This is a genomic window from Pararhodobacter aggregans (assembly GCF_003075525.1).
GTDB lineage: Bacteria > Pseudomonadota > Alphaproteobacteria > Rhodobacterales > Rhodobacteraceae > Pararhodobacter > Pararhodobacter aggregans.
The window spans coordinates 605186-629297 of the sequence record NZ_QDDR01000001.1 but is presented as its reverse complement, the minus strand read 5'-3'; the positions used below and the strand labels follow the sequence as shown (position 1 = coordinate 629297).

The following is a 24112-nucleotide window of genomic DNA, read 5'->3' as shown; positions in this document are numbered from 1 at the left end:
TTCCTGTTGACGCATGAAGTTTTTGTCCATAGCGTCGGGTTCAATAAGTCGGCCAGTCCGACAGGGAGCAAAAAAGTCGGAAGGGGTCCAGCTTGCGGGCCCCTTTCGCTTTTTTGTCATCGCCCCGTCCGGCGGGTGATTTCCCCCTGACTTGCCCCCGGCTTCATGCTAGGCCCAAGGCCGACAGTCACGCACCAGAGGATGCTTCCATGACCCTCCGTTCCGCCCTGCTTTCGGGCCTTTTCGGCGCCGCCCTGCTGGCCGCGCCCGCGCTGGCGCAGGACACGACGACCGCCGCTCCGGCCGCTCCGGCCACCGCCGCCCCCGAACAGGGCGCGCCGGTTGTGGCCGCGACCCATCGCGACTGGCAGATCGTCTGTTCGCCCGAGGTCGAGGGCCAGCCGCAGCAATGCGAGATGTACCAGCTGCTCACCGACCAGACCAACAACCCGATCGCCGAGATCAGCATCGCCGCCCTGCCGCTGGGCGCGGAATTCGCCGCCGGCGCCACGGTGACCACGCCCTTGGAGACCTTCCTGCCGACCGGGATGGGCTTCTACGTCGGCACCGAGCCCGCCGATGGCCAGATGCGGGTCGAGGGCTTCCGCGTCTGCACCGTGGTCGGCTGCGTGGTCCGCATGGGCCTCTCGGTCGAGGAAGTCGACAGCATGAAATCCGGCTCCTCGGCGACGATCATGATCGCGCCCTTCGTGGCCATCGACCAGCCGATCCGGGTCAACGTCTCGCTGGCCGGGTTCACCGCCGCCTATGACGACCTGCAGACCCGCCTGTCCGAGGCCGCCGCCGCCGCCCGCTCCGGCCAGTAACCCTCGTCCTCAGGCCCGCCTGAGCGCCAGACAGGCGTTCAGGCCGCCGAAGGCGAACGCATTGCTCAGCGCCGCGTCCACCCGGGCGCGGCGCGCCACATTCGGCACCACGTCGAGGCCCAGCACCTCGGGATCCTCGGTGGTCCATCCGGCGGTGGGGGCGATCACCCCCTCGCCCAGTGCCAGCAGCACCGCCAGCAACTCCACCGCCCCGGCCGCGCCCAGCAGATGGCCGTGCATCGACTTGGTGGAGCTGACCGGCGGCGGTGCGGCAAAGACCCGGCGGATCGCCTGCGCCTCGGAGCGGTCATTGACCGCGGTGCCGGTGCCATGGGCGTTGATGTAGCCGACCTCGGCCGGCGCCATCCCGGCATCCTCCAGCGCCCCCTGCATGGCCCGCACCGCGCCGTCGGGGTCGGGCATGACGATATCGCCCGCGTCCGAGGTCATGGCGAAGCCCGCCACCTCGGCCAGGATCCGCGCGCCGCGCGCCGTGGCGCGGTCCCAATCCTCGAAGACGAAGACCGCCGCGCCCTCGCCCTGCACCATGCCGTTGCGGTCGGCTGAAAAGGGGCGGCAGCCGTCGGGCGACATGACGCGCAGCCCCTCCCAGGCCTTGAGCCCGCCGAAGCAGAGCGTGGCCTCCGCCCCGCCCGCCAGCATGACATCGGCGCCACCCGAGCGGATCATCTGGAAGGCCTGCCCCATGGCGTGGTTGGAACTGGCGCAGGCGGTCGAGACGGTGAAGGCCGGGCCCTTCAGCCCGTGGCGCATGGCCAGATGCGCGGCGGCGGCGGCATGCATCAGCCGGGGGATGGTGAAGGGGTGGACCCGGTTCTTGCCCTGCGACAGGACCGCGCGATAGCTGTCGTCGATGGTCGTGTAGCCGCCGCCACCCGTCCCCATGACCACGCCCGCCCTGAGCGCCTCGTCCGGCGTCAGCGAGAGCCCGGATTGCGCCACGGCCTGCCGCCCTGCCTCCAGCGCGAATTGCACGGCGCGGTCATAGAGCGCCAGCTCCTGCCGCCCATGCCGCGCCTCGGCGTCCCAATCCCGGATCTGGCCGCCGATCCGCACCGTCAGCCGCTCGACATCCTCGAACTCGAGCGGACCGATCGCCACCCGCCCTGCTGTCAGCGCGGCGAAGGTGCCGGGCACATCGAGGGCCAGCGCGTTGACGCTTCCCGCGCCGGTGATCGCCACGCGCCGGGCCATGGCTCAGGCCCGGTCCGCGGCCACCAGCGCCTCGACCGCGTCGCAGATCGCGCCCACGGTGCTCAGGTCCATCGTCGCGCCGGGTTCGTTGGCGTTGAAGGGCACCTGCACCTCGAAGGCCTCTTCGATGGCGAAAAGGATCTCGGCCATGCCCAAGGAGTCGATGCCCAGGCTTTCGAGACTCATCTCGCGGGTCAGCCCCGAAGGCTCGCGCAGCGCCTGCGCGGCCAGAATCGCGATCACGCGGCGATGCAGCCCGTCTCCGAGCGCCACAAAACTGCCGTCCATCCTGTCATCTCCCGATCAAGAGCCTTTCGGCCCCTTCTCCATGAGACGTGCGACAGTTTTCTGAAGCTCGGCGATTTGGGTGAGGATTCTCGGCAAACGGCGGCTGGCTTTGTAGATCTCGACATGCTGATCCATGCGCACTGCCGGAAAACCCATCAGCACGCGGCCCGCGGGGGCGTTCGAGCTCACGATCGAGCCGCCGCCCACCACCACGTCATCGCCGACGAAGATGTTGTCGACGACGCCGACCTGCCCGCCCAGGACCACGCGGTCGCCGATCCGGGTCGACCCCGCCACCCCGCATTGCCCGCACAGCAGGCAATCCTCGCCCACCACCACGTTGTGGCCGACCTGCACGAGGCTGTCGAGCTTGGTGCCCCGGCCGATCCGGGTGTCGCGGATCGTGCCGCGGTCGATGGAGCTGTTCGCGCCGACCTCGACATCGTCGCCGATGCTCACCGCGCCCAGCGAATGGATGCGCAGCCAGGATTGCGGCTTGGTCTCGCCGGGTTTGCCCAGCGTGGCGCGGGCTTCCTCGACGCGCGAGCGCTCTTCCGTCACGAAGCTGAAACCGTCGCCGCCGATCACGCAGCCCGGCTGGCCGATGAAGCGCGCCCCGATGGTCACCCGGGCGCCGATCCTGACCCCGGGCAGGATCAGCGCATCCGCGCCGATCACCGCGCCCGCGCCGATGGAGACCTGCTCGGCGATGCGCGAGCGTGGGCCGATCCGGGCGTCGGGGCCGATGACGGTGAAGGGGCCGATGGCGACATCCTCGCCGATCTCGGCGCTGGGATGGATCGAGGCAAGGGGCGAAATACCCGGCAGCAGCCCGGGGCCGGGATCGAAGACCTGGGTGAGCCGGGCCATGGCGAGCCGGGCGCGGGGGGCGAAGATCGCCGCCTGCAGGCCCAGCGCCTGCCAGTCGGCCCCGGCCCAAAGGATCGCCGCCCGGGCGCGGCCCTTGGCGATGCCCTCGGCGAAGCGGGGATCCATGGCCATCGCCAGATCGAAGGGGCCGGCCGAGGCTGGCTCGGCGGCCCCTGTCACCGTCAGGTCACCGGATCCGGCATAATCCGCGCCCAGCGCGGCGGCGATCTCGGAAACCTTGTGCGGCATGTGGGGGGAACTCCGGTCAGGACGTTCCCCCGGTGTACGGCACTCAGGCCCCCACTTCCACCCCGGCGTTGACCAGCGCGTTATAGAGGGTCGCGTCGCGGCCATAGACATCGGCGCGGTACTGCATGCGCCCGGTGACCGAGGTATAGGCCGTGCGATAGACCAAATGCACCGGCACATGGTCGATCAGCGGCACGCGGGTCTGACGGCCGGTGCGCTGGATCGCGTGGTAATAGGTCACCGGATCGGCTTCCTGCGGGGCGAGCAGCGCATAGGCGAATTCACGCGGGTCCTGCAGCCGGATGCACCCATGCGAGAAGGCCCGCGTATCCTGCGCGAAGAGCGAGCGCGAGGGCGTGTCGTGCAGGTAGATCGCGTATTGGTTGGGGAACATGAACTTGATTTCGCCCAGGGCGTTGCCTGGCCCCGGCGGCTGGCGAACCTCGAACGGCAGGGTCTGGGGCGTGTAGGCGGCGACGTTGACGTATTCGCGCGGCACAACCCGGCCCGCGCCGTCGACGAATTGCAGGTGGTTGGCGCCGCCCGACGACAGCGCGCCCCAGTATTCCCCGATGATCGACCGCGGCAGCGTCCAGTCGGGGTTGATCTCCATGTATTCCATCTCGTCCGAGAATTCGGGCGTCTGGTTGCTGCGCGAGCCGACGACGGCCCGGGTCTCGAAGGTCACCTGGTCGAAATCGACGATGCGGGCGACGAAATCGGTGAGGTTCACCCAGATATGGCGGTCGCCGCGGGGGATGTTCAGCCAGCGCTCGCGCTCCAGCGCCACGGTGATGGCGCGCAGACGCTCCTGCGGGTCGACATTGATCGCCCGGATGGTCGCGCTTCCGGCGATGCCGTCGGCGTCGATGCCGACCGATTCCTGGAATTCCTGTACCGCCTGCTGCATCAGGCTGTCATAGCTGGCGGTGGCGATGCGCGGCAGGAAGCCCTGGGCGATCAGCCGGTTGCGCAGCTGGATCACGGCCTCGCCGCGGTCGCCCGGACGCAGGCTGCCCGCCTGCACCTGCGGGCCCCAGCCGCCCTCGGCGATGGTCTGCACCAGTTCCTGCCGGGCGCGGTAGAGCCGCGCGTATTCCGGCGACGAGGGCGCCAGGTTGCGGATGAAGCTGACCGGCTCGCCGCTGGTGAAGTCGCGCATCAGTTCGGTCGGATCGGGACGCGGCAGGACACGGACGATATCGGGGATCAGCGCCTGCGGCTCCAGCACGCCCGAATGGATGTCGCGGGCATATTGCAGGAAGGTCATCGAGGCGCGGGCCTCCAGCAGACCACGGTCCCGCTCGGTCTCGACGGCCTCGAAGGCGGCGATCAGGCCGGGCAGGTCGTAGCGGGCTTCGGGCAGGCCATGCTCGGCGGCGCGGCTGAGCGCCGAAACCAGCGCGGTGCGGCGCGCCGCATCCTCGGCCCCGGTCCAGATCGCCTGATAGCCGTTCTCGCGGTAGAAGGCCGCCAGCTCGCGATTCTCGGCCACGCCCTCGGCCAGCGCCTGGCGGAAGGCGGGGAATTGCTGCGCCACCGCGGGCGAAGGCGCCATCAGCGTGACCAGCGCAGGAGCCGCGGCGCCCATGCCCAGCGTCAGCGCCGTCAGCGCCGCCCGCATGCCCGTCGAGGTCCGTCGCATCGTTTGCATCGCTGTCTCCCGTTCAGAGGTTCGCCGGGATCTGTCGCCCGGCTGTTGTTGCGCGTGTGTCGTATCCCGACACCCGTAAGTTCACGGAATTGTGCCAAGATTGCAGATTTGGGGTCGATTCACAATGTCGAGACACACCCGATTCCCGGCCCAACGCGCCTGCCCCCGATCCGGTTCCGTGCCGCGATGCGGCGCGCCCGGAATTCTTGCCTCGGAGCCTGTCAGAGGCCCCCTCGGGACCGCGTTATCCACATGAAGGTCCGCGTGCAGCGACATGTTAACAAAAGATTTTTGGGCACCTTAAGGGAATTTCAGCAGATTCCCGCCTATTTTGTCCTCAGTCCAGGGAACCACCCGAATCCGCGCTTGGGATAACGACATCGTTGTGGCATAGAAGCATCAGACAGGAAAATATCTTCGTGATGCACAGCCCCCGGTGACCGCCCCAGCGCGGCGCAACCCAGAAGGGGAATGCTCATGACCATAAGCCGCAAAGGCTCTCAACTGAACTTGGGATGGGACAGGACAACGATGACTTCCTCGGCTGAGACCGGTTTTTCCCGGCGTTCGCTGCTTGGCATCTTCGCCGCGACCGCCGTAACCGCCGCTCCGACCATGTCGAAAGCCTTCGGCTTCAACCGTGGCGCGGGCGACATCCGCCGCCTCCGCATGTACTCGGGCCATTCGGGCGAAACGCTGGACACGATCTACTGGGTCGACGGCGAATACATCCCCGAAGTGCTGGCCGAAGTGAACCGCTTCTTCCGCGACTGGCGCAACGACCGCGAGCATCTGATCGACACCCGCACCGTCGATATCCTCGCCGCCGCGCATAACCTGCTCGACGTCTCGGAACCCTATATGCTGCTCTCGGGCTACCGTTCGCCCGAAACCAACGCCATGCTGCGTGCGCGGTCCTCGGGCGTGGCCCGCAATTCGCGCCACATGGTCGGTCAGGCCGCCGATGTGCGGATGAGCAACCGCTCGGTCAGCCAGGTCGCCCGCGCGGCGCTCGCCTGCAACGCCGGGGGCGTCGGCCGCTACTCGCGCTCGAACTTCACCCACATGGATTGCGGCCCGGTCCGCAGCTGGGGCGGCTGATCCGTCCAGATCGTCAGCCCGTCACACGACGCCCCGCGCCCTCCCGGTCGCGGGGCGTCGTTTTTTTGTTGTGCCGCGCGACCTTGCGCAGCCCCCCCCCGGCACCCTAGATTGAGGGCTTCCCAACATTCATCGGATCATGCCCGTTCTCGACACCTCCTTCTGGCTGACCATCGGCGCCATTCTGGCGCTGATCGTGCTTTCCGCCTTCTTCTCGGGCAGCGAGACCGCGCTCACCGCTTCATCGCGCGCCAAATTGCGCGCGCTGGCCGACCGTGGCTCCTCGGGCGCCGAGACCGCGCTCAAGATCACCGAGGACAGCGAAAGGCTGATCGGCTCGGTGCTTCTGGGCAACAACCTGGTCAACATCCTCTCGGCCTCGCTGGCCACCGCGCTGTTTACCCGGCTCTTCGGCGATTCGGGCGTGGCGCTGGCCACGCTGGTGATGACGCTGCTGCTGCTCATCTTCGCCGAGGTGATGCCCAAGACCTATGCCATCACCAACCCCGAGACCGCGGCCTCGCTGGTTGCCCGGCCGATCCGGCTGATCGTGCTGGTCTTCGCGCCGATCGTGACGGCGGTGCGGATGCTGGTGCGGGCCCTGCTGGCGCTGGTCGGCGTGCGCACCGATCCCGACAGCGCGATCCTTTCGTATCACGAGGAGATCGCCGGCACGCTGGCGCTGGGCCATTCCGAGGGCACGGTCGACAAGCAGGACCGCGACCGGCTGCTGGGCGCGCTCGACCTCGGCCATCGCACGGTCGAGGAGGTGATGCTGCACCGCTCGCAGCTGGAGACGGTGAACCTCGCCGCCCCCCCGGCCGAGATCATCGCCCTCTCGGTCAATTCGCCGCATTCGCGCCTGCCCGCCTGGAAGGACGACCCGGAAAACATCGTCGGCGTGATCCATGTCCGCGACCTGATGCGTGAGGTCCATCGCCTGGTGACCGAGGCGAAGGGCGATTTCTCGGCCGTCGACAAGCTCGACATCGCTTCGGTCGCGCGCGAGCCCTATTTCGTGCCCGACACCACGCCGCTGGACGAACAGATGCAGCAATTCCTGCAGCAGCGGCGCCACTTCGGCCTGGTGATCGACGAATACGGCGCGCTGCAGGGGCTCATCACGCTCGAGGACATCCTCGAGGAGATCGTGGGCGAGATCGTCGACGAACACGACCTGCCGACCGAGGACCCGATCACCCGCCTCGATTCGGGCGCGATCGAGATCGACGGCACGATGACGATCCGTGACCTGAACCGGGCGATGGACTGGTCGCTGCCCGACGAGGAGGCGAATACCGTCGCCGGGCTGGTGATCCACGAGGCGCAACTGATCCCCGAGGCGGGGCAGGTGTTCCAGTTCCACGGCTTCCGCTTCACCGTGGTCGAACGGCTGGAGAACCGCCTGACCCGGCTGCGCATCCGCGCCATGTGAGGGGTGGGCGAATCGCCCACCCTACCCCGCGGCCTCAGAGGTTGGTCTGGATCCAGCGCGGCGCGTGATGGATGTCGAGCGTCTGCAGGCGCCCGGGCCCGAGGTTCTCGAACCGGTGCGGCACGCCGCGGGGGCCCAGCAGCACGCTTCCCGCCGCAGCCTCGATCACCGCCTCCCCCACGAAGAACCGCGCCCGGCCCTCGAGCACGACGAAGGTCTCGTCATAGGGATGGACATGCCAGGGCGGCCCCTCGCCCGGCTGGTCCGTGCCATAGGCGAGCACCGTGACCGGCCCGGCCAGCGCCGCCCCCTCGACCACCCCGCGCCAGGGACCGCCGCCCGCCGGATCGAAGAGCCGGGCCGAGGCGGCCGGGCGGCCATCGGGCAGGACCTCGGCAGGGTCGAAATCGCGGCGGGTCATGCGGGCCTCCTGTGCAGCGCCGGGCAGGATCGGATCCCCCGCCCCGCCGGTCAAGAGCCCGCTCACGCGATCCTGAAACCCGGGGGCTGGGGCCGTGCCCCAATTCATGGCATCATGACCCTCTTTGCAGCCATTTCCGGATTTCATTCATGCACAAGACCTTGCTCGTCGCCGCCTTCTCCCTGCTCGCCACCGGCCCCGCCCTTGCCCTGGGATGCAGCGAAGGCAGCCATTTCGCCAATGCCGAAGTCTATCCGGCCAAGACCATGGGCACGCTGACGACCGCCACGCAATACGCCTGGGACGGCGGGACCGGAATCGTGCGGACCTGCAACCTGACGACCGAGAGCGGCGATCTGGCCGGGGTGTGGAACCTCTTCTCGGGCGAGATCGACGTGGCGCATGGCGGGATCTGCATCGCCCTGACCAACAGCGACGGACGCAGCTGGTATTCCTGCGTCACCCCGGACGCCGTCGCCCGCGCCAGCGCCGCCCGCCCCGACACGCCCGGGTTCGCGCTGTCGTTCCGCGACTGGCAGACCGAGGTGGCCGCGTTCCGGCGCTGAGGCCCCGGCCGGTGCAAAGGGGGGCTTTCTGCCCCCCTCTTGGCCTGACGGCCAATTCACCCCCCGAGGATACTTGGAGCGCAAAGAAGGCGGCTTAACGCCCTCTTAACTTGCATCTTTGTTCTCTAAATATCCTCGGGGGTTTCCAAAGGGGGCCCGAGGGTCCCCTTTGGCGGGGGGTGCGGGGGGCTGGCCCCCCGCTCCTTGCTCACCCGTCCCCTCAGGAATGCTCCTCGGCGGCCGTCGCCGCCAGCGCCCGGTTGAAGGCCTTCAGCGCATCGACATGGCTGAGGCTGCCGCCGACCTTCACCACCCCGTCCGCCCCGCGCTGCATCACCGCCAGATGCGAGGCGCCGGTGCGGTCGAAGATCCGCAGCGCCGGTTTCAGCCGCGCCTCCCAGGGGATGCTGCGGCCCTGGGCGGCCAGCGCCTCCAATTCCTCGAGCGGGGGCGCCCCGGGACTGCCGGGTTTGCGCGTCGAGCCCGAGACGCTGACCAGTTGCAGCAGGTATTCCTGCGGCCCCTGGGCGATCCGCACGTCGCGCCGGGCCAGTTGCGCCAGGAAGAACGAGCGTTTCACGAAGCGGCTGGCCACCGCCGAGCCGGTCGAGACCGCGGCCAGCACCGCGATCGCCGTCTGCCAGTCGCCGGTCAGTTCGAACACGATCAGCGTGGTCGAGACCGGCGCCCCCAGCACCGCCGCCGCCACCGCCCCCATGCCCGCCAGCGCATAGGTCGTGGCGCTGCCGGAATAGGCCGGGATCAGCGCGGTCGCGACCAGGCCGAAGGCGAGCCCGGTCAGCGCCCCCACCACCAGAGAGGGGGAAAACACCCCGCCGCCCATCCGCCCGCCCAGCGTGATCGACACCGCCACCACCTTGGCGAAGGCGATCAGGATCGCCTCGTGCAGCAGCATGTGCCCGGTCAGGGCCAGGGTCGTCACCTCGTAGCCGATGCCGATGACCTGCGGCGCGACGATGGCCAGCGCGCCGACCAGCGCCCCCGCCACCGCCGGGCGCAGCCAGCGCGGCAGGCCGGTCCGGGCCTGCACCCGGTTGGCCAGATCCTCGGCGAAGAAGACCGAGCGCATCAGCGCCACCGCCACCGCGCCCGAAACCAGACCAAGGATCAGATAGGCCGGGATCTCCCAGTAGAAGGCCACCATGTTGCGCACCGGCAGGGTGAATTCGGCGACATCGCCGAAGGCCAGCCGGTTGACCAGCGTCCCCATGATCGAGGCGATGGCGATGGGCGCGAAAGCGTGCAGCGCGTAATGGCGCAGCACCACCTCCATGGCAAAGATCGCCCCGGCAATCGGCGCGTTGAACGAGGCCGAGACGGCGGCGGCCACCGCGCAGCCCAGCAGGTCGCGCCCGGTGACGCCCGAGGCATGGATCCGGTCCGCCACCCGCGTGGCCAGCACGGCCGCGAGATGCACCACCGGCCCCTCGCGCCCGGCCGAGCCCCCTGCCCCCAGCGTGACCATCGAGGCCAGGGCCGAGGCCAGTCCCTCGCGCGTTTCGACCCGGCCGCCGCGCAGGGCGGCGCCCTCGATCACGTCGGCCACCGCGCGCACCCGTCCGTCCGGGGTGAAGCGGTGCAGGATCAGCCCGACCAGCAGCCCGGCCAGTGTCGGGATCGCCACCAGCGCCCACCAGGGCATCGCCGAGGCCGCCGCCAGGACCGCGTGGTTCTGCGCGCCGTAGAGCAGCGTCTCCAGCGTCCCGATCCCCAGCCGGAACAACAGCGCCGCCGCCCCCGCCGCGGTGCCGAGGAAGAAGGCGATGACCCAGAATTGCACCTCGTCCGGTCCCTGCTGGCGGATGCGCCGCAGGGCCAGGGTCAGCAATCGGGTCAGCCGGGGGCGGTGATGGTGTTTGCGCATCGCATCCTCTCACCTTGTGAAAAGCACGCAAGCAGGCGGGGTTGCAAGCGATTTGCCCCCTCTGGTCAGCGCCCGGCCCAGCCGCTAGGGTCCGGGCGGGACGGAAATACCCCGGGGGAGGAAGGGATGAGCACCAAGAACGATGCGCTGGAGGCCTTGAGCGACCTGCTTGGCCCGCGGCTCAACCGCTCGGACTCGGACCGGGCGCTGCATGGCCGCTCCGAGGCGCATTTCCAGGACATGCCGCCCGACGCGGTTGCCTATCCCGAGACGACCGCCGAGGTGGCCGAGATCGTGCGCCTGTGCCGCGCTGCCGGATTGCCGCTGATCGGCTGGGGGGCCGGCACCTCGCTCGAAGGGCACGCGCTGGCCCCGCGGGGCGGGGTCACGGTCGATTTCACCCGCATGAACAAGGTGTTGGAGGTCGCGCCCGAGGATATGGTCGTCACCGTCCAGCCCGGCATCACCCGCGAGGAACTGAACACCGAACTGCGCGCCACGGGGCTCTTCTTCCCCATCGACCCCGGCGCCAATGCCAGCCTCGGCGGCATGGCCTCGACCCGGGCCTCGGGCACGACGGCGGTGCGCTATGGCACGATGCGGGCCAATGTGCTGGGGCTGGAGGTGGTGCTGGCCGATGGCCGCATCATCCGCACCGGGACGCGGGCGCCCAAGTCCTCGACCGGCTATGACCTGACGGCGCTGTTCGTGGGCGCCGAGGGCACGCTGGGCCTCATCACCGAACTGACCCTGAAACTGCACGGCCAGCCCGAGGCGGTGCGGGCCGCGGTCTGCGCCTTCGACAGCATGGCGGGCGCGGTCGATGCGGTGATCGCCACGATCCAGTCGGGCATCCCCATGGCGCGGATCGAATTCGTCGACCGGGCCGCGGCCGAGGCCTTCAACCGCGGCGCCGGATCGGACTGGCCCGACGCCCCGCATCTGATGCTGGAATTCCACGGCACCGAGGCGGGCGTCACCGAACAGATGGCGCGTTTCGCCGAGATCGCCACCGATTTCGGCGGACAAGACTTCCGCTGGGCCGAGAAGCCCGAGGACCGCACGGCCCTCTGGGCCATGCGCCACAACGCCTATCGCACCACGCTCAGGGCCTATCCGGACAGCGACCCGCTGACGACGGATATCTGCGTGCCGATCTCGAAACTGGCGCAGGCGGTCGAGGAGACGGCGGCGGAAATCGCCGCAGCAGGCATCCCCGGCCCCATCGTCGGCCATGTCGGCGACGGCAATTTCCACGCGCTGCTGCTGCCCCGCAAGGGCGACGCGGTGCAGAAGGCGGCGGCGGTGAAACTGGCGTCCAACATGGCCGAGCGGGCGCTCAGGCTGGGCGGCACGGTCAGCGGCGAGCATGGGATCGGCATGGGCAAGACCAAATACATGCGGGCCGAGCATGGCGACGCCTGGGACGTGATGGGCGCGATCAAGACGGCGCTCGATCCCGAGGGGCTGATGAACCCGGGCAAGCTGCTGCCGGGGAATTGAGCGCGGCTAGAGGCCGGGCGCCGGGTCCACGCCCGCCCTGGCCAGGATGGCGTCGAAACGGTGGTCGAGGCAGACGCTCAGATCATTCGTGACGAAGCGGTCCCCGGCGAACAGGCTGAAGATCGTCGCCGGTGAGGGGGCGTTCTGCGCCTTCTCGCGGCTGTCGAGCTTGACGATGGTCGGGCTCAGCCCCCGTTTGGCACAGGTCTCGCGCAGCGCCGTGCCGATGTGAAACTCGGTGAAGGGGCAGCGGTCGGAATAGAAGACGGTCAGTCCCTGCGTCCCCGCAGGCAGCCCCCGCCGGGCGCTGTCGGCAAAGCGGGGGGCGGGCGCCGCGGCCGCGCCCTCATGGCCCAGCGCCAGCAGGCTGAAGCCGCTGTCGGTCGCATCGACTTCGTGAAAGCCCTGTCTGCGCAGCCAGGCGCCATCGCTGAGGAAGGGCAGCTTCCGCCGCCCCACCACCGCGACCAATCCCGCCAGCCCTGCCCCGCGCGCCGCCTCCAGCGCGGTCCCCAGCAGCGCCTTGCCGTGCCCCTGCTGCTTGAACCGGCCCGAGACCCAGAAGCAGCCCATCACCATCCAGTCGGGCGCCACCACCGGCTGCCAGGCCTCGGCCCCCGGCCCGTATTCGATCAGCACCTTGCCGCGTTCGTCCAGCCGCGAGAAGCGGTAGCCCTGCGCATGGGTTTCGGCCAGCCAGCGCTTCTTGGCCTCGGTGCCCGCGGCGTAGCGCCGGTCGGACATCGCGCAGCAGATATGGCTGTCGGGCAGGGTCTCGGGGGTGAGGGTCAGGAAGGTCATGGCGCCACCTAACCACCTTTCAGGGGCGGGACCAATCCTGCTCCAGCAGCCAGCGGTGCAGGGCCGCAACCGGCTTCACGCGCAGCCGGGGCCTGGTGCTGATGACGTAGAAACCGGGGATCGCCGCCTCGGGCATGCCGACCAGCGCATCAAGGCCCAGCGGCGCGACCAGCCTGCCCGCGGCAAGATCCTCCTCGGCGTCGATGCGCGAGACGAGGCCCACGCCCAGCCCCTGCTGCGCCGCGCGGCGCATGGTGGCGGAATCGTCGAAGGTCAGCTGGCGGTCCGGCTTCGGCACCGTCAGACCCAGATACAGCAGGATATCGGGCCAGAGCCGCGTCGAACGCGAGGGCTGCAACAGGCCGACCGTCAGCAGATCGGCGGGCCCCCGGATCGCCCGGGCCAGATCGGGGTGGCAGCAGATCACCTTGGGATCGCGCAGCAGCAGGTGGCTTTGCACATCCTTGCGGTCGCCGTAGCCCCATTGCACCGCCAGGTCGATCTCGTCGCGTTCGAGGTCCACGAGGTCGATGAGCGTGGTCAGCACGATCTCGGCATCGGGCACCGCTTTGCGGAAATCGGCGAGGCGCGGCATCAGGTAGCGGGTGCCGAAATAGGGGCTCACGTTGAAGGCGATGCGCGGCCGATCCGAGGTGGTGGTGATGCGGCGGATCCCCTCCTCGAATTCGTCGAACCCGGCGCGGACATGGTAGGACAGCGCGATCGCCGCATCGGTCAGGCGGATCGAGCGGCCCTCGCGCTCGACCAGCGTGACGCCCAGCGCCTCTTCCAGCTGACGGATCTGCTGGCCGACCGCCTGCGGCGAGACGCGCAATTCCTCGGCCGCCTTGACCAGCGAGCGCGAGCGCGCCACCGCGTGAAAGACCCGCAGCGCATTGAGCGAGGGCAGACGCACGCGGCCCGTCACGGCGACCTCCTTCATCGGGGGCGAAAGTTCTGTCCTCCGGTCATAGCGCGTTCAGGCTGACGAGGCAAAGCGCCCTCGGGCTGGCGCTGCCCGCAACCCGAAAGCCCAGCTTTGTCGCCCCCTGCCCCGTCAGGCGTAGATATAGCCGCCCGAGACGATGATGTTCTCGCCGGTCATGTAGGTGTTCTTCGGCCCGCCCGCGACCAGCACCCATTCGGCGATCTCGCGCGGCAGCGCGCCGCGGCCCAGCGGGCTGGCCTTGGCCAGTTCCGGCAGGAACCCGGCCTGGCGGGCCTTTTCCGTCGCCATCCCGGCCGGGGCCACCGAATTGACCAGGATCCCGTCGGGCGCCACGTGATCGGCGACCGAGCGGGTCAGGCTGACCACCGCCGCCTTGGTCGCGGCGTAATGGATGTTGTTGGGATGGGCCTTGAAGGCATCGACCGAGGTGATGTTGACGATCCGGCCGCGAATATGCCCGCGCGGTTCCTGCGTCCGCATATGGGCGATGGCCGCGACCATCATGTGATAGGTGCCCTTGATGTTGATGGCGTTGGACAGGTCCCAGTCTTCATCCGTGACGCCCAAAGTCGGGCGCCGGGGATAGATCGCGGCGGAATTGACCAGCGTGTCGACCCGCCCCAGCGCCCCGGCCACCTCGGCGAAGGCGGCATTGCAGGCCGGGGCCCTGCGGATATCGCAGGCGGCGAAGGCGGTGGTCAGGCCCTTGGTGCGGGCCGGGGCCAGCGCGGCCTCGGCCGCCGCGCCGTCGATGTCGATGATGCCGACGGCGCGCGCGCCGGCCTCGGCCGCCATCTCGGCCAGCAGGGCGCCGAGGCCCGAGGCGCCGCCGACGATGACCCAGCTCATATCCTGCATCTGGTTCCTCATGACAGGGGGACGGGGGAAACGGGACGGGTCGGCATCAGATCGACCCGCGTGACCGAGGCGCGGGCGGGCAGGCGCAGCACCGCCAGCAGCACATCGGCCACGTCCTGCGGCTGCAGCGCATGGCCGTCGTGATACATCGCCGCCCGCGCCTCTTCGGGCAGAACGCCGGAATAGAGCCCGGTCTCCACCCGCCCCGGGACCAGCTCGGTGACGCGCAGGCCATGGGCCGAGACCTCGGCCCTGAGCGCGGTGGCGAAAGCGGCGATCCCGGCTTTCGAGGCGGCATAGGCGGCGAACCCCGCCCCCGGCGCATGCGCGGCCGAAGAGCCGGTGAAAACCACATGCCCCGCCCCCCGCGCCAGCATCCCGGGCAGCACAAGCCGGGTGAGCGCCAGCGTATCGGCGAGGTTCACCGCCAGCGTGCGCCCGATCGCCTCGGGCTCCATGCTGGCGAAGGGTCCCGGGCGCGGCATCATCCCGGCATTGTTGACCAGCACGTCGATGGCCCGTCCCGCCAGCGCCTCGGCCAGCCCGGCGTGGTCGGCGAGGTCGAGGGCAATCCCCTCGATCCCGGGCGCCTCGGCGCTGAGCGCCGCCAGCGCGGCGCGGTTGCGGCCCAGCGCCAGCACGGCGTAGCCCGCCTGCGCCAGCGTCAGCGCCATGGCCCGGCCGATGCCGCTGGTCGCGCCGGTGATGAGGATCCTGTCCATCGGGGTTCCGCCTTTCTGCTCGGGTCAGGGCTCCGCCCCCGTCGCCGGGGAAGGAGGGCTCGCATGGCCGGGGTGCGCGCCCCTCAGATCACCGCCTTCTCCAGGAAGGGCCGGTTTTCCAGCACCCGTTCATAGCCCACCTCGCTCAGGTCGAGCGTGCGGAACCCACCATAGGTGATGAGCTCGGCCACCCCCCGCCCCGCCGCCGGACCCTGCTGCAGGCCGTGGCCCGAAAAGCCGTTGGCGAAGATGAAATTCGTCACCTCCGGGTGGCGGCCGACGATCAGGTTGTGGTCCAGCACGTTGAAATCGTAATGCCCGGCCCAGCGGTTGACGACCTTGATCGCCTCGAAGGCAGGCGAGCGGTCGGCCAGCGCGGGCCAGATGATATCCTCGAATTCCTCATAGCGCGGCTCGAAATCGTCCCAATCGGCGGCCGGATCCTCGACCGGCGGGCAGCCGGTCAGGAAGTAACGCCCCTCAGGCCGGCAGAAGACGCCGGTCGGGTCGATCATCAGCGGCAGACGGCCCTCGTTGACCGTGGCGCTGCCCTCCGGCGTCGTCGCGCAATCGAAGACGAAGAGCGTGCGCTTGCGGGGTTCGACCGGCACGTCCAGCCCCGCCATCCGCGCCGTCAGCGCCGCCCGCGGGCCCGAGGCGTTGACCACGGTCCCCGCCCCCACCACCGCGCCGGATTTCAGCGTGACCGACGCCACGCGCGCGCCGGTCCGGGTGATGGCGACCACCTCGTCGGTGACGTAATCGACGCCCAGTTCCCGCGCCTTGGCCCGGAAGCCGTTCATCAGGCCGGTGTTGGAGAACCACCCCTCGCTCGACTGACCGTAGCTCGCCAGCCGCACATCCGCGACATTGAGATGCGGGAAGGCCCGCGACAGGTCCTCCGGCCCCCACAGCACCACATCCGCGCCGCAGGCCCGCTGCACGGCGTGGTTCTCGCGCAGGGTCTGCTCCTGCTCGGGCGTGGCGGCGAGGAACAGATAGCCGCCCTTGTGGAAATTGAGGTCGGGCGGGGCCTCGCCCGTCACCTGCATGGTGCGGGCGAAATCGCGGATGAAGGCGCTGCCGAACTGGCTGATCTTCACATTGATCGGGTTGGAGAATTGCACCCGGATCGAGGCGGCCGACAGCGAGGTCGCGGCGAAGCGATAGGTCGGGTCACGTTCGACCACCAGCACTGAGCCCGCGAAATCCGGGTTCGCGGCCAGGAAATAGGCGACGGACGAGCCGATCACGGCCCCGCCCACGATCACCACGTCATAGGACGCTTTCACTTTTGCGCCTCATCGTCAGGATGGCCAAGATCGACGAACCAGCCGCCCAGGCATTGCACGGCGGGGGCGGTGCCGTCCGGGCGGGGCAGCCGCGCCTCGACGCCCGCGCGGAAGGCTTCGGTATTGTCCTGCGGCTGATAGCCCAGATGCCCGGCCAGCCGGTTGTCCACGGGCTTGACCCTGTTGTCGGACATGCCGAAGGAAATGGTGAAACCGACGCTGGGCGCGGTCAGCGCCGCGCTCACCAGCCGGTTGCAATCCTCGAACGAGAGCCAGGACCAGAGCATCCGGCGGTCGGCGGGTTCGGGGAAGGACGAGAAGATCCGCAGCATCACGCTTTCGATGCCGAACTTGTCCCAGTACAGGCGGCCCAGGTCCTCGACGAAGCATTTCGACAGACCATAGAGGCTGTCGGGGCGATGCGGCGCCTCGGCGTCGATCTGGTCGGTGAGCCGGTGATAGCCGATCGCATGCACCGACGAGGCATAGACCACGCGCTTCACGCCGTGTTTCCGCGCCGCCTCGTAGATGTGGTAACTGCCGCGGATGTTGGAATCGAGCACCTCCTGCCAGGGCCGTTCCAGCGGTGCGCCGCCGAAATGGACGATGGCATCGACGCCCTCGACCGCCGCCATGACCGCCGCCTCATCGGCCAGGTCGAAGGTCACGGCGTCCTCGTTCGGGGCAAGGTCGGCGATCTCGGTCACATCGGCCAGCCGCAGTTTGCGCGCCAGCGGTTTCAGGCCGCGGCGCAATTCGGTGCCCAGCCGTCCGGCGGCGCCGGTCATCAGGATCGTGTCGAAGGGGGTGCTCATCTCAGGCCTCCGTCAGCGCGGCGACGGCCTTGCCGATCCGCGAAAGCGCCTCGGCCAGCACCGCATCGGCGGTGGCGGTCGAGATGCGGAAATAGGGCGACACGCCATAGGCGGCGCCGGGGACCGAACTGACATGGCCCGCGTTCAGCAGATAGGCCACGACATCGGTGTCGTCGGTCAGGATCGCGCCGTCGGGCGTGCGTTTACCAAGGAGCCCGGCGCAGCCGATATAGGCGTAGAAGGCGCCTTCGGGCGGCGGCAGGGTCAGGCCGGGGATCGCGGCCACGCCCGCCACGACCAGATCCCGGCGGCGCTGGAAGGCCGCGCGGAACTCGGCCACGCAATCCTGCGGGCCATTGAGCGCCGCCAGCGCCGCCGCCTGCATCGGTGCCGCGACCGAGGTGCAGGACTGGCTTTGCACGGTGTTCATCGCCTTCACCAAGGGCGCCGGACCCGCCGCATAACCCACGCGCCAGCCGGTCATGGCATAGGCCTTGGCCACGCCATTCACGATGAGCGTCCGGTCGCGCAATTCCGGGCAGGCCTGACCGAAGCTGACGAAGGCGCGGCCGTCGAACAGGATGTGTTCGTAGATCTCGTCCGACAGGATCAGCACCTGCGGATGGCGGGCCAGCACCGCGCCCAGCGCCTTCAGGTCGTCCATGCCATAGACCGCGCCCGAGGGGTTGCCGGGCATGTTCAGGAACAGCCATTTCGTGCGGGGGGTGATGGCGGCCTCCAGCGCCTCGGGCGTCAGGCGAAAGCCCGAGCCCGCGCCGCAGACCGGGGTGACGGGGACACCGCCCAAGAGCTTCACCATCTCGGGGTAGCTGACGAAATAGGGCGCGGGCAGCACGGCCTCGTCCCCCTCGTTCAGCGTCGCCATCAGCGCGTTGAAGATGATCTGCTTGGCGCCATTGGCCACGGCGATCTCGTCAACGCTGTAATCGAGCCCGTTCTCGCGCCGGAACTTTCCGGCCACCGCCTGGCGCAGTTCAAGCGTGCCTCCGGCGGCGGTGTAGAGCGTCTCGCCCCGGAGCGCGGCCTGATGGGCGGCGTCGATGATATGGCGGGGCGTCGGGAAATCCGGCTCGCCCAGACCGAGGTCGATCACGTCAACCCCCTTGGCCCTCAGCGCCTTGGCCGCCAGCGAGGCCGCCATCGAGGCCGAGGGTTTCACCGCCGACAGGCGGCTTGCGACATAGCTCATTTCCGCCTCTCCGTGACATAGCCCTTCGACAGATCGCCCGCCCGCGCCTCGGCCGGGCGCCGCGCGGGATCGCCATAGCCGCCGCCGCCGGGCAGTTCCAGCACCAGACGGCGCCCGGCGGGGACATGCTGCCAGCCCTTCGGCTTCAGCACCGTCCCATCGTCCAGCGAGGCCGAGCCCGCCGCGCCCTCCTGCCCGCCGTCGCGGCCCCGCGCCGGGTGGTGGATGCGGTCGAACATGGCCGAGAAGTCGAATTCATGCCCCGGCGCCGGCTCGATCTCGATCACCTGGCCCAGACCGCCCCGGAACTCGCCGTCGCCGCCGGAATCCGGCCGCAACTCCTTGCGCCAGATGACGATGGGGCCGGTATGTTCCGTGGCCTCGATCGGCATGGTCATCACGCCCGAGGGGAAGGCGGTCGCGGAGAGCCCGTCCAGCCCCGGCCGCGCCCCCATGCCGCCCGAGTTGAACATCAGGATCTCGGCCTGCCGCCCCGCCTGCCCCCCGGCCGGACGCACCGACATGTGGATGTTCCACAGGGCCCCCGCCCCTTCGGCCAGGATCTTTCCGGGCAGCGCCTGCGCCAGCGCACCCAGCACCAGATCCGGCACCATATGGCCGAAGACATGCCTGAGGCTGACCGGCGCCGGGCGTTCGGCGTTCAGGATATTGACGGGCGACGAGATGGTGAAGGGCGCAAGCGAGGCCCAGTTGTTGGGAATGTCCGGCGCGATCACGCATTTCATCGCGTAGCAGGCATAGGCCTTGGTGTAGATGATCGGCACGTTGATGCCCCAGCGGCTGGGCGCGTCGGTGCCGGTGAAGTCGACATTCACCGTATCGCCGCGCGTCTCCAGCGTCGCTTTCAGCGTCACCGGCTGGTCGTAGCCGTCCGTGACCAGCGTGTTGGTCCACGCCCCACGAGGCAGCGCCGCGATCCGGTCGAGCGTGGCGGCGCGCGTCCGCTCGAAGATGAAGGCGCCGAGCTCGTCCAGCGTCTCAAGCCCGATCTCCTCCATCATGGCGATGAGGCGGCGGTGGCCGACATCGTTGCAGGCGGCCAGCGAATAGAAATCGCCCACCACCTGATTGGGTTCGCGCACATTGGCGCGCAGCATCCGCACCAAGTCCTTGTTCACCACGCCCCGCTCGGCGAATTTCATGATCGGGATCTGGATCCCTTCCTCGTAGACGGTCTTGGCATCGGCCCCGAAGCCGCGCCCGCCGACATCGACCACATGCGCGGTGCAGGCGAAGAAGCCGACCAGCCGGTCGCCCTTGAACGAGGGCGAGACCATGGTGATGTCATGCAGATGCCCGGTCCCCTTCCAGGGGTCGTTGGTGACATAGGTGTCGCCCGGGTACATGTCGTCATAGCCGATCTCCCGGGCGAAATGCAGCACCGCCTCGGCCATCGTGTTGACATGGCCCGGGGTGCCGGTCACCGCCTGCGCCAGCATCCGGCCCTCAGGGTCGAAGACCCCGGCGGAAAGATCCCCGGCTTCCCGGACCGAGGTGGAAAAGGCGGTACGCAGCAGCGTCATCGCCTGTTCCTCGACCACGGAAATCAGGCGGTTCCACATCACCTGAAGGCGGATCTCGCGGGTCCGGTCACTCATCGGCCATATCCTTGCGCAGGAGGAGCAGCGAGCCGTCAGGCTGCATGACGGTATCGAAGGGCGAGGTGACGATGGTCGAGGTCTCGCGCTCGGTGATGACGGCGGGGCCGCGGACCCGGTCGCCCGGGGAAAGGTCGGCGCGGGCAACGATGGCGGTGTCGAGATGCCGCGCCGCCGCCGGGTCGAAGACCGCGCGCCAGACGCTTGGCTCGTGGATCCGCGCGCCCCGGGTCAGCGTGACCGGCGCCGGTGCCGGGCGTTCGTCCATCGCCTTGACCGACAGGGTGACGATCTCGACCTCCAGCCCCGAAAGCCCGTCGATGGCCCGGCCGAAGAAGCGCGCATAGGCCGCGCGGAAATCGGCGCCGATCAGGACAGCGTCCTCCGCGGTGAAGGGGCGGTCGGGCAGCGGCACCGGGATCTCCCATCCCTGCCCGCGGTAGCGCATGAAGGCGGTGATCTCGGACAGGATCGCGCCCTCGGTCCCCTGACGCACGAAGCCCTCGGCGGTGGCTTTCAGGTCCGCGATCAGGGCGTTGACCTGCTCCGCATCGAAGGCCGACATGCCGATGATGCGCGAGGCCAGCGCCTCGTATCCGAAGGGGGCTTTCAGGAAGCCGATGGCCGAGCCCACCCCCGCGCCCGGCGGGATCAGGCAGTCGCCGATGCCCAGCTTCTCGCAGAGCCGGGCGGCATGAAGCGGCGCGGCCCCCCCGAAAGCCACCATGATATTGTCCGAGATGTTCTTGCCGTTCTCGACCGCATGGACCCGGGCGGCATTGGCCATGTTCTCGTCCACCACCTCGCCGATGCCGAAGGCCGCGGCCCCGGCGTCGAGGCCGAGCCGGTCGCCGACCGCGCCCAGGATCGCCGCCTCGGCCAGATCGCGAGACAGCCGGATGGCGCCGCCCGCGAAATTCTCGGGGTCGATCTTGCCCAGCACCAGATCGGCATCGGTGATCGCCGGACGCGCCCCGCCCCGCTGATAGCAGGCGGGCCCGGGTTCGGACCCCGCGCTTTCGGGGCCGGTCTGGATGCGGCCCATCGCATCGACCCAGGCCAAGGAGCCGCCGCCCGCCCCGATCTCGATCATCTCGATCACCGGGATCGACACCGGCATGCCCGAGCCCTTGGCGAAGCGCGTGGTGCGCGCCACCTCGAAGGTCCGCGCGGTCTTGGGCGAGAAATCCTCGATCAGGCAGATCTTGGCGGTGGTGCCGCCCATGTCGTAGCTGACGACCCGCTCCAGCCCGAAGCGCCGCGCCACATCGGCGGCGAAGATCGCGCCGCCGGCCGGCCCGGATTCGACCAGCCGCACCGGGAATTCGGCCGCGGTTTCAACGGACACCAGCCCGCCCCCCGAATGGATCATGAAGACCGGGCAGCGCGCGCCCCTCTCCGTCAGCCGGACCTGCAGGCGCTGCAGATAGCTGGCCATCTGCGGCCGGACATAGGCATTGGCGCAGACGGTGTTGAACCGCTCGAATTCGCGCATCTGCGGCGAGACCTCGCTGGAGAGCGAGATCGGCAGGTCGCAGTGCGCGGCGATGATCTCGCGCGCCCGGCGCTCATGGGCGGGGTTCAGATAGGCATGGATGAAACCGATCGCCACGGCCGCGTAGCCGCCCGTCGCGATCCGCTCGGCCACCGCCGCCAGCGCCGCCTCGTCCAGCGGCGCCAGCTCCTGCCCCTGCGCGCCGATCCGACCGGCCACGGCGAAGCGATCCTCACGCGGGACCAGCGGCTTGGGCAGCTGGATCGTCAGGTCGTATTGGTCGAAGCGGCTTTCGGTCCGCATCTCGATCACGTCGCGGAAGCCCTCGGTGGTGACGAAGGCGGTCTTCGCGCCCCGCCGTTCGATCAGCGCGTTGGTGGCCAGCGTCGTGCCGTGGATCACGATCTCCAGATCCGCATAGCCGATCCCGGTCTCGGCCAGCACGATGTCGATCCCGTCGAGGATCGCCTGCTCCGGCGCCGCGTAGCTGGTCAGTACCTTGGTCGAGTGGATCGCACCGCGATATTCCAGCGCGATATCGGTGAAGGTGCCGCCGATATCGGCCCCCAGTCGGATCGAAGAGGTCATGGCGCGGCCTTCCGGGCAAGCGCCGCCGCGCGCATCTGGCTGAGCGTCTGGCGGGGGGTCAGGGCTTCGGGCGAAATGTCGAGGTCCAGCACCGCCCCGGTCGTCGAGGCCAGCGCCCGGGCGAAGGCCGGGGCGAAATCCCCGGTGGTGGCGACGCGTTCGGCGTGGAACCCGTAAGCCTTTGCCAAAGCCACGAAATCAGGGTTCGTCATGTCGGTGCCCGAAACGCGGGCGGGATAATGCCGCTCCTGATGGGCGCGGATCGTGCCATAGATGCCGTTGTTCAGGATCAGGACGATCGGCTGCGCACCATATTGCGCGGCGGTGGCAAGCTCCTGACAATTCATCTGAAAATCACCGTCCCCGGCGAAGCAGACCACCCGGCGCGACGGGTCGGCGATCCGGGCGGCGATGGCGGCGGGCAGGCCGTAGCCCATGGCGCCCGATTGGGGCGCGAGCAGGCGCGCGCGCGGGCCGAACTTGAAGAACTTGTTCGGCCAGACGGTGAAATTCCCCGCGCCATTGGTCAGGATGACATCCTCGGGCAGCACGTCACGCAGATGCGCCGTGACCTCCCCCATATCGACCGGCGAGGGCTGCGGCGGCAGGGCGAATCCCGCCTCCCACTCGGCCCGGGCCCTCGCCCGCCATGCGGACCACGGGCCCTGTACCGGGTTCAGCGCCATGGCGAAGGCGTTGGGTCCGGCCTGCACGCCCAGCTCTGGCTGGTAGATCTTGCCGATCTCGGCCGGAGAGGCATGGACATGGATCAGCCGCTGTTTCGGGACCGGCACGTCGAGAAGCGTATAGCCATCCGTCGTCATCTCGCCGAACCGGACGTTGAGGGCGAGGATCACATCCGCCTCGCTGATCGCCCGGCGCACGTTCGGGTTCATGCCGACCCCGGCCTCGCCGACATAGACCCGCGAGGAATTGTCGTATTGGTCCTGAAAGCGGAAGGCGGCGACGACCGGGATGTCGCTGGCCTCGGCAAAGGCTTGCAGGGCCGCCCGGCCCGCGGCCGTCCAGTTGCAGCCGCCGATCAGGATCAGCGGACGCCGGGCGTCGCCCAGGATCGCCCGCGCCCGGTCCATCGTGGCGGCTGAGGGCGCGGCTTCGGCGACGAAGGCGGGGCCGGTCAGGGGGAGGGCTTCGGTGGGGCTGGTCAGCATGTCCTCGGGCAGCGCGATGACCACCGGGCCGGGGCGGCCGGTGGTCGCCGTGGTCCAGGCGCGGGCCAGGATCTCGGGGACGCGGTCGGCGCTGTCGATCTCGACCGCCGCTTTCGCCATCGAGCCGAAGACCGCGCGGTAATCGAGTTCCTGAAACGCCTCGCGGCCTTTCATGTCTGTGCCGACCTGGCCGACGAACAGGATCATCGGCGCGCTGTCCTGCATCGCCGTATGCACCCCGATCGCGGCATTGGTTGCTCCCGGACCGCGGGTCACGAAGCACAGGCCCGGCCGGCCGGTCAGCTTGCCCCAGGCCGCGGCCATGAACGCGGCGCCACCCTCGTTGCGGCAATTGATGAAATCGAGGCGGCCCCGGGTGTCATGCAGCGCGTCCAGCACCGCCAGATAGCTCTCGCCCGGAACGCCGAAGCCCGTCTCGGCGCCGAGCGCGAGCAGGCAATCGACAAGGAGCTGTCCGCCGGTTCGTGTCATGATCGTCCTTCGATGCCGCAGGGGATGCCGGAGGAGTGTGACAAGAAAGACCGGCGCGGAAAATCAACTTCTCTGCGCGAAAGGA

Annotated in this window: 21 protein-coding genes; 5 read left to right on the top strand and 16 right to left on the bottom strand. The window is 69.2% G+C overall.

All coding sequences use genetic code 11. The features are described from left to right. The first annotated feature begins 209 nt into the window (after positions 1-209). Positions 210-827 (top strand): invasion associated locus B family protein, encoded by a 618-nt coding sequence (locus DDE23_RS03120; RefSeq protein ID WP_107749911.1) that lies wholly within the window; start codon positions 210-212, stop codon positions 825-827. Between the two features lie 9 nt (positions 828-836). Here the strand turns inward: DDE23_RS03120 and DDE23_RS03115 are convergent, their stop codons facing one another. From DDE23_RS03115 to DDE23_RS03100, 4 genes are read right to left on the bottom strand one after another with little or no spacing between them, the layout of a single operon-like run. Beyond that, positions 837-2042, bottom strand: coding sequence for a beta-ketoacyl-[acyl-carrier-protein] synthase family protein (locus DDE23_RS03115; protein ID WP_107749910.1), 1206 nt, complete (start codon positions 2040-2042; stop codon positions 837-839). 3 nt (positions 2043-2045) lie between these two features. Continuing rightward, entirely contained in the window at positions 2046-2330 is a 285-nt protein-coding gene (locus tag DDE23_RS03110) for an acyl carrier protein (protein WP_107749909.1), read from the bottom strand. Positions 2331-2345: 15 nt separating this feature from the next. After that, the gene (gene lpxD, locus DDE23_RS03105) at positions 2346-3449 is read right to left on the bottom strand and encodes a UDP-3-O-(3-hydroxymyristoyl)glucosamine N-acyltransferase (protein ID WP_107749908.1); all 1104 of its coding nucleotides are present in this window, start codon (positions 3447-3449) and stop codon (positions 2346-2348) included. Positions 3450-3492: 43 nt separating this feature from the next. After that, positions 3493-5103: a L,D-transpeptidase family protein gene (locus tag DDE23_RS03100; RefSeq protein WP_238149882.1), complete on the bottom strand. Its 1611-nt coding sequence runs from the start codon at positions 5101-5103 to the stop codon at positions 3493-3495. A 531-nt stretch (positions 5104-5634) separates the two neighbouring features. Here DDE23_RS03100 and mepK point away from each other — a divergent pair. Together mepK and DDE23_RS03090 are read left to right on the top strand one after the other, a co-directional pair. Continuing rightward, on the top strand, positions 5635-6204 hold the full coding sequence (gene mepK / locus DDE23_RS03095) for a peptidoglycan L,D-endopeptidase MepK (protein WP_107749907.1): 570 nt from the start codon (positions 5635-5637) through the stop codon (positions 6202-6204). Positions 6205-6343: 139 nt separating this feature from the next. Continuing rightward, positions 6344-7639 (top strand): HlyC/CorC family transporter, encoded by a 1296-nt coding sequence (locus tag DDE23_RS03090; RefSeq protein ID WP_107749906.1) that lies wholly within the window; start codon positions 6344-6346, stop codon positions 7637-7639. A 34-nt stretch (positions 7640-7673) separates the two neighbouring features. Here DDE23_RS03090 and DDE23_RS03085 read toward each other — a convergent pair whose 3' ends face one another. Beyond that, complete coding sequence (locus DDE23_RS03085) at positions 7674-8060, bottom strand: cupin domain-containing protein (RefSeq protein WP_107749905.1); 387 nt, start codon at positions 8058-8060, stop codon at positions 7674-7676. Positions 8061-8209: 149 nt separating this feature from the next. Here DDE23_RS03085 and DDE23_RS03080 point away from each other — a divergent pair, with 149 nt between their 5' ends. Then, on the top strand, positions 8210-8626 hold the full coding sequence (locus DDE23_RS03080; protein ID WP_107749904.1) for a hypothetical protein: 417 nt from the start codon (positions 8210-8212) through the stop codon (positions 8624-8626). Between the two features lie 220 nt (positions 8627-8846). On the opposite strand, the gene DDE23_RS03075 is transcribed toward DDE23_RS03080, so the two are convergent. Continuing rightward, positions 8847-10511 carry a chloride channel protein gene (locus tag DDE23_RS03075; RefSeq protein WP_107749903.1) on the bottom strand — a complete coding sequence of 555 codons (1665 nt, stop codon included), beginning with the start codon at positions 10509-10511 and terminating at the stop codon, positions 8847-8849. A 126-nt stretch (positions 10512-10637) separates the two neighbouring features. On the opposite strand from DDE23_RS03075, the gene DDE23_RS03070 reads away from it, so the two are divergent. After that, a complete protein-coding gene (locus tag DDE23_RS03070; RefSeq protein ID WP_107749902.1) occupies positions 10638-12014 on the top strand; it encodes an FAD-binding oxidoreductase in 1377 nt (458 codons plus the stop codon). Between the two features lie 6 nt (positions 12015-12020). Here the strand turns inward: DDE23_RS03070 and DDE23_RS03065 are convergent, their stop codons facing one another. The 10 genes from DDE23_RS03065 to DDE23_RS03020 all read right to left on the bottom strand — a co-directional run bounded on the left by DDE23_RS03065 (position 12021) and on the right by DDE23_RS03020 (position 24027). After that, entirely contained in the window at positions 12021-12815 is a 795-nt protein-coding gene (locus DDE23_RS03065; RefSeq protein ID WP_107749901.1) for a GNAT family N-acetyltransferase, read from the bottom strand. A gap of 19 nt (positions 12816-12834) precedes the next feature. Further along, complete coding sequence (locus tag DDE23_RS03060) at positions 12835-13743, bottom strand: LysR substrate-binding domain-containing protein (RefSeq protein ID WP_107750226.1); 909 nt, start codon at positions 13741-13743, stop codon at positions 12835-12837. A 129-nt stretch (positions 13744-13872) separates the two neighbouring features. Continuing rightward, positions 13873-14622 carry an SDR family NAD(P)-dependent oxidoreductase gene (locus tag DDE23_RS03055; protein WP_107749900.1) on the bottom strand — a complete coding sequence of 250 codons (750 nt, stop codon included), beginning with the start codon at positions 14620-14622 and terminating at the stop codon, positions 13873-13875. Positions 14623-14630: 8 nt separating this feature from the next. Then, positions 14631-15344, bottom strand: coding sequence for an SDR family oxidoreductase (locus tag DDE23_RS03050; RefSeq protein ID WP_107749899.1), 714 nt, complete (start codon positions 15342-15344; stop codon positions 14631-14633). 83 nt (positions 15345-15427) lie between these two features. Then, positions 15428-16636 carry an NAD(P)/FAD-dependent oxidoreductase gene (locus tag DDE23_RS03045; protein WP_107749898.1) on the bottom strand — a complete coding sequence of 403 codons (1209 nt, stop codon included), beginning with the start codon at positions 16634-16636 and terminating at the stop codon, positions 15428-15430. Further along, on the bottom strand, positions 16633-17451 hold the full coding sequence (locus DDE23_RS03040; RefSeq protein WP_107749897.1) for an NAD-dependent epimerase/dehydratase family protein: 819 nt from the start codon (positions 17449-17451) through the stop codon (positions 16633-16635). The genes DDE23_RS03045 and DDE23_RS03040 overlap by 4 nt, the downstream gene beginning before the upstream one ends. Before the next feature lies 1 nt (position 17452). After that, a complete protein-coding gene (locus DDE23_RS03035) occupies positions 17453-18661 on the bottom strand; it encodes a pyridoxal phosphate-dependent aminotransferase (RefSeq protein WP_107749896.1) in 1209 nt (402 codons plus the stop codon). Continuing rightward, positions 18658-20280 carry a hydantoinase B/oxoprolinase family protein gene (locus DDE23_RS03030; RefSeq protein ID WP_107749895.1) on the bottom strand — a complete coding sequence of 541 codons (1623 nt, stop codon included), beginning with the start codon at positions 20278-20280 and terminating at the stop codon, positions 18658-18660. The genes DDE23_RS03035 and DDE23_RS03030 overlap by 4 nt, the downstream gene beginning before the upstream one ends. Beyond that, positions 20273-22363, bottom strand: a complete 2091-nt coding sequence (locus tag DDE23_RS03025) for a hydantoinase/oxoprolinase family protein (protein ID WP_107749894.1) — start codon at positions 22361-22363, stop codon at positions 20273-20275. The genes DDE23_RS03030 and DDE23_RS03025 overlap by 8 nt, the downstream gene beginning before the upstream one ends. Beyond that, complete coding sequence (locus DDE23_RS03020) at positions 22360-24027, bottom strand: thiamine pyrophosphate-binding protein (protein WP_107749893.1); 1668 nt, start codon at positions 24025-24027, stop codon at positions 22360-22362. Before DDE23_RS03020 ends, DDE23_RS03025 begins: the two co-directional genes overlap by 4 nt. Between the last annotated feature and the right edge of the window lie 85 nt (positions 24028-24112).

Coding starts and splice junctions, on each gene's coding strand:
- DDE23_RS03075 (WP_107749903.1), bottom strand. CDS start 10,511: ATGCGCAAACACCATCACCGCCCCCGGCTGACCCGATTGCTGACCCTG.
- DDE23_RS03080 (WP_107749904.1), top strand. CDS start 8,210: ATGCACAAGACCTTGCTCGTCGCCGCCTTCTCCCTGCTCGCCACCGGC.
- DDE23_RS03115 (WP_107749910.1), bottom strand. CDS start 2,042: ATGGCCCGGCGCGTGGCGATCACCGGCGCGGGAAGCGTCAACGCGCTG.
- DDE23_RS03030 (WP_107749895.1), bottom strand. CDS start 20,280: ATGAGTGACCGGACCCGCGAGATCCGCCTTCAGGTGATGTGGAACCGC.
- DDE23_RS03070 (WP_107749902.1), top strand. CDS start 10,638: ATGAGCACCAAGAACGATGCGCTGGAGGCCTTGAGCGACCTGCTTGGC.
- lpxD (WP_107749908.1), bottom strand. CDS start 3,449: ATGCCGCACAAGGTTTCCGAGATCGCCGCCGCGCTGGGCGCGGATTAT.
- DDE23_RS03100 (WP_238149882.1), bottom strand. CDS start 5,103: ATGCAAACGATGCGACGGACCTCGACGGGCATGCGGGCGGCGCTGACG.
- DDE23_RS03035 (WP_107749896.1), bottom strand. CDS start 18,661: ATGAGCTATGTCGCAAGCCGCCTGTCGGCGGTGAAACCCTCGGCCTCG.
- DDE23_RS03090 (WP_107749906.1), top strand. CDS start 6,344: ATGCCCGTTCTCGACACCTCCTTCTGGCTGACCATCGGCGCCATTCTG.
- DDE23_RS03025 (WP_107749894.1), bottom strand. CDS start 22,363: ATGACCTCTTCGATCCGACTGGGGGCCGATATCGGCGGCACCTTCACC.
- DDE23_RS03020 (WP_107749893.1), bottom strand. CDS start 24,027: ATGACACGAACCGGCGGACAGCTCCTTGTCGATTGCCTGCTCGCGCTC.
- DDE23_RS03040 (WP_107749897.1), bottom strand. CDS start 17,451: ATGAGCACCCCCTTCGACACGATCCTGATGACCGGCGCCGCCGGACGG.
- DDE23_RS03085 (WP_107749905.1), bottom strand. CDS start 8,060: ATGACCCGCCGCGATTTCGACCCTGCCGAGGTCCTGCCCGATGGCCGC.
- DDE23_RS03055 (WP_107749900.1), bottom strand. CDS start 14,622: ATGCAGGATATGAGCTGGGTCATCGTCGGCGGCGCCTCGGGCCTCGGC.
- mepK (WP_107749907.1), top strand. CDS start 5,635: ATGACTTCCTCGGCTGAGACCGGTTTTTCCCGGCGTTCGCTGCTTGGC.
- DDE23_RS03110 (WP_107749909.1), bottom strand. CDS start 2,330: ATGGACGGCAGTTTTGTGGCGCTCGGAGACGGGCTGCATCGCCGCGTG.
- DDE23_RS03120 (WP_107749911.1), top strand. CDS start 210: ATGACCCTCCGTTCCGCCCTGCTTTCGGGCCTTTTCGGCGCCGCCCTG.
- DDE23_RS03050 (WP_107749899.1), bottom strand. CDS start 15,344: ATGGACAGGATCCTCATCACCGGCGCGACCAGCGGCATCGGCCGGGCC.
- DDE23_RS03065 (WP_107749901.1), bottom strand. CDS start 12,815: ATGACCTTCCTGACCCTCACCCCCGAGACCCTGCCCGACAGCCATATC.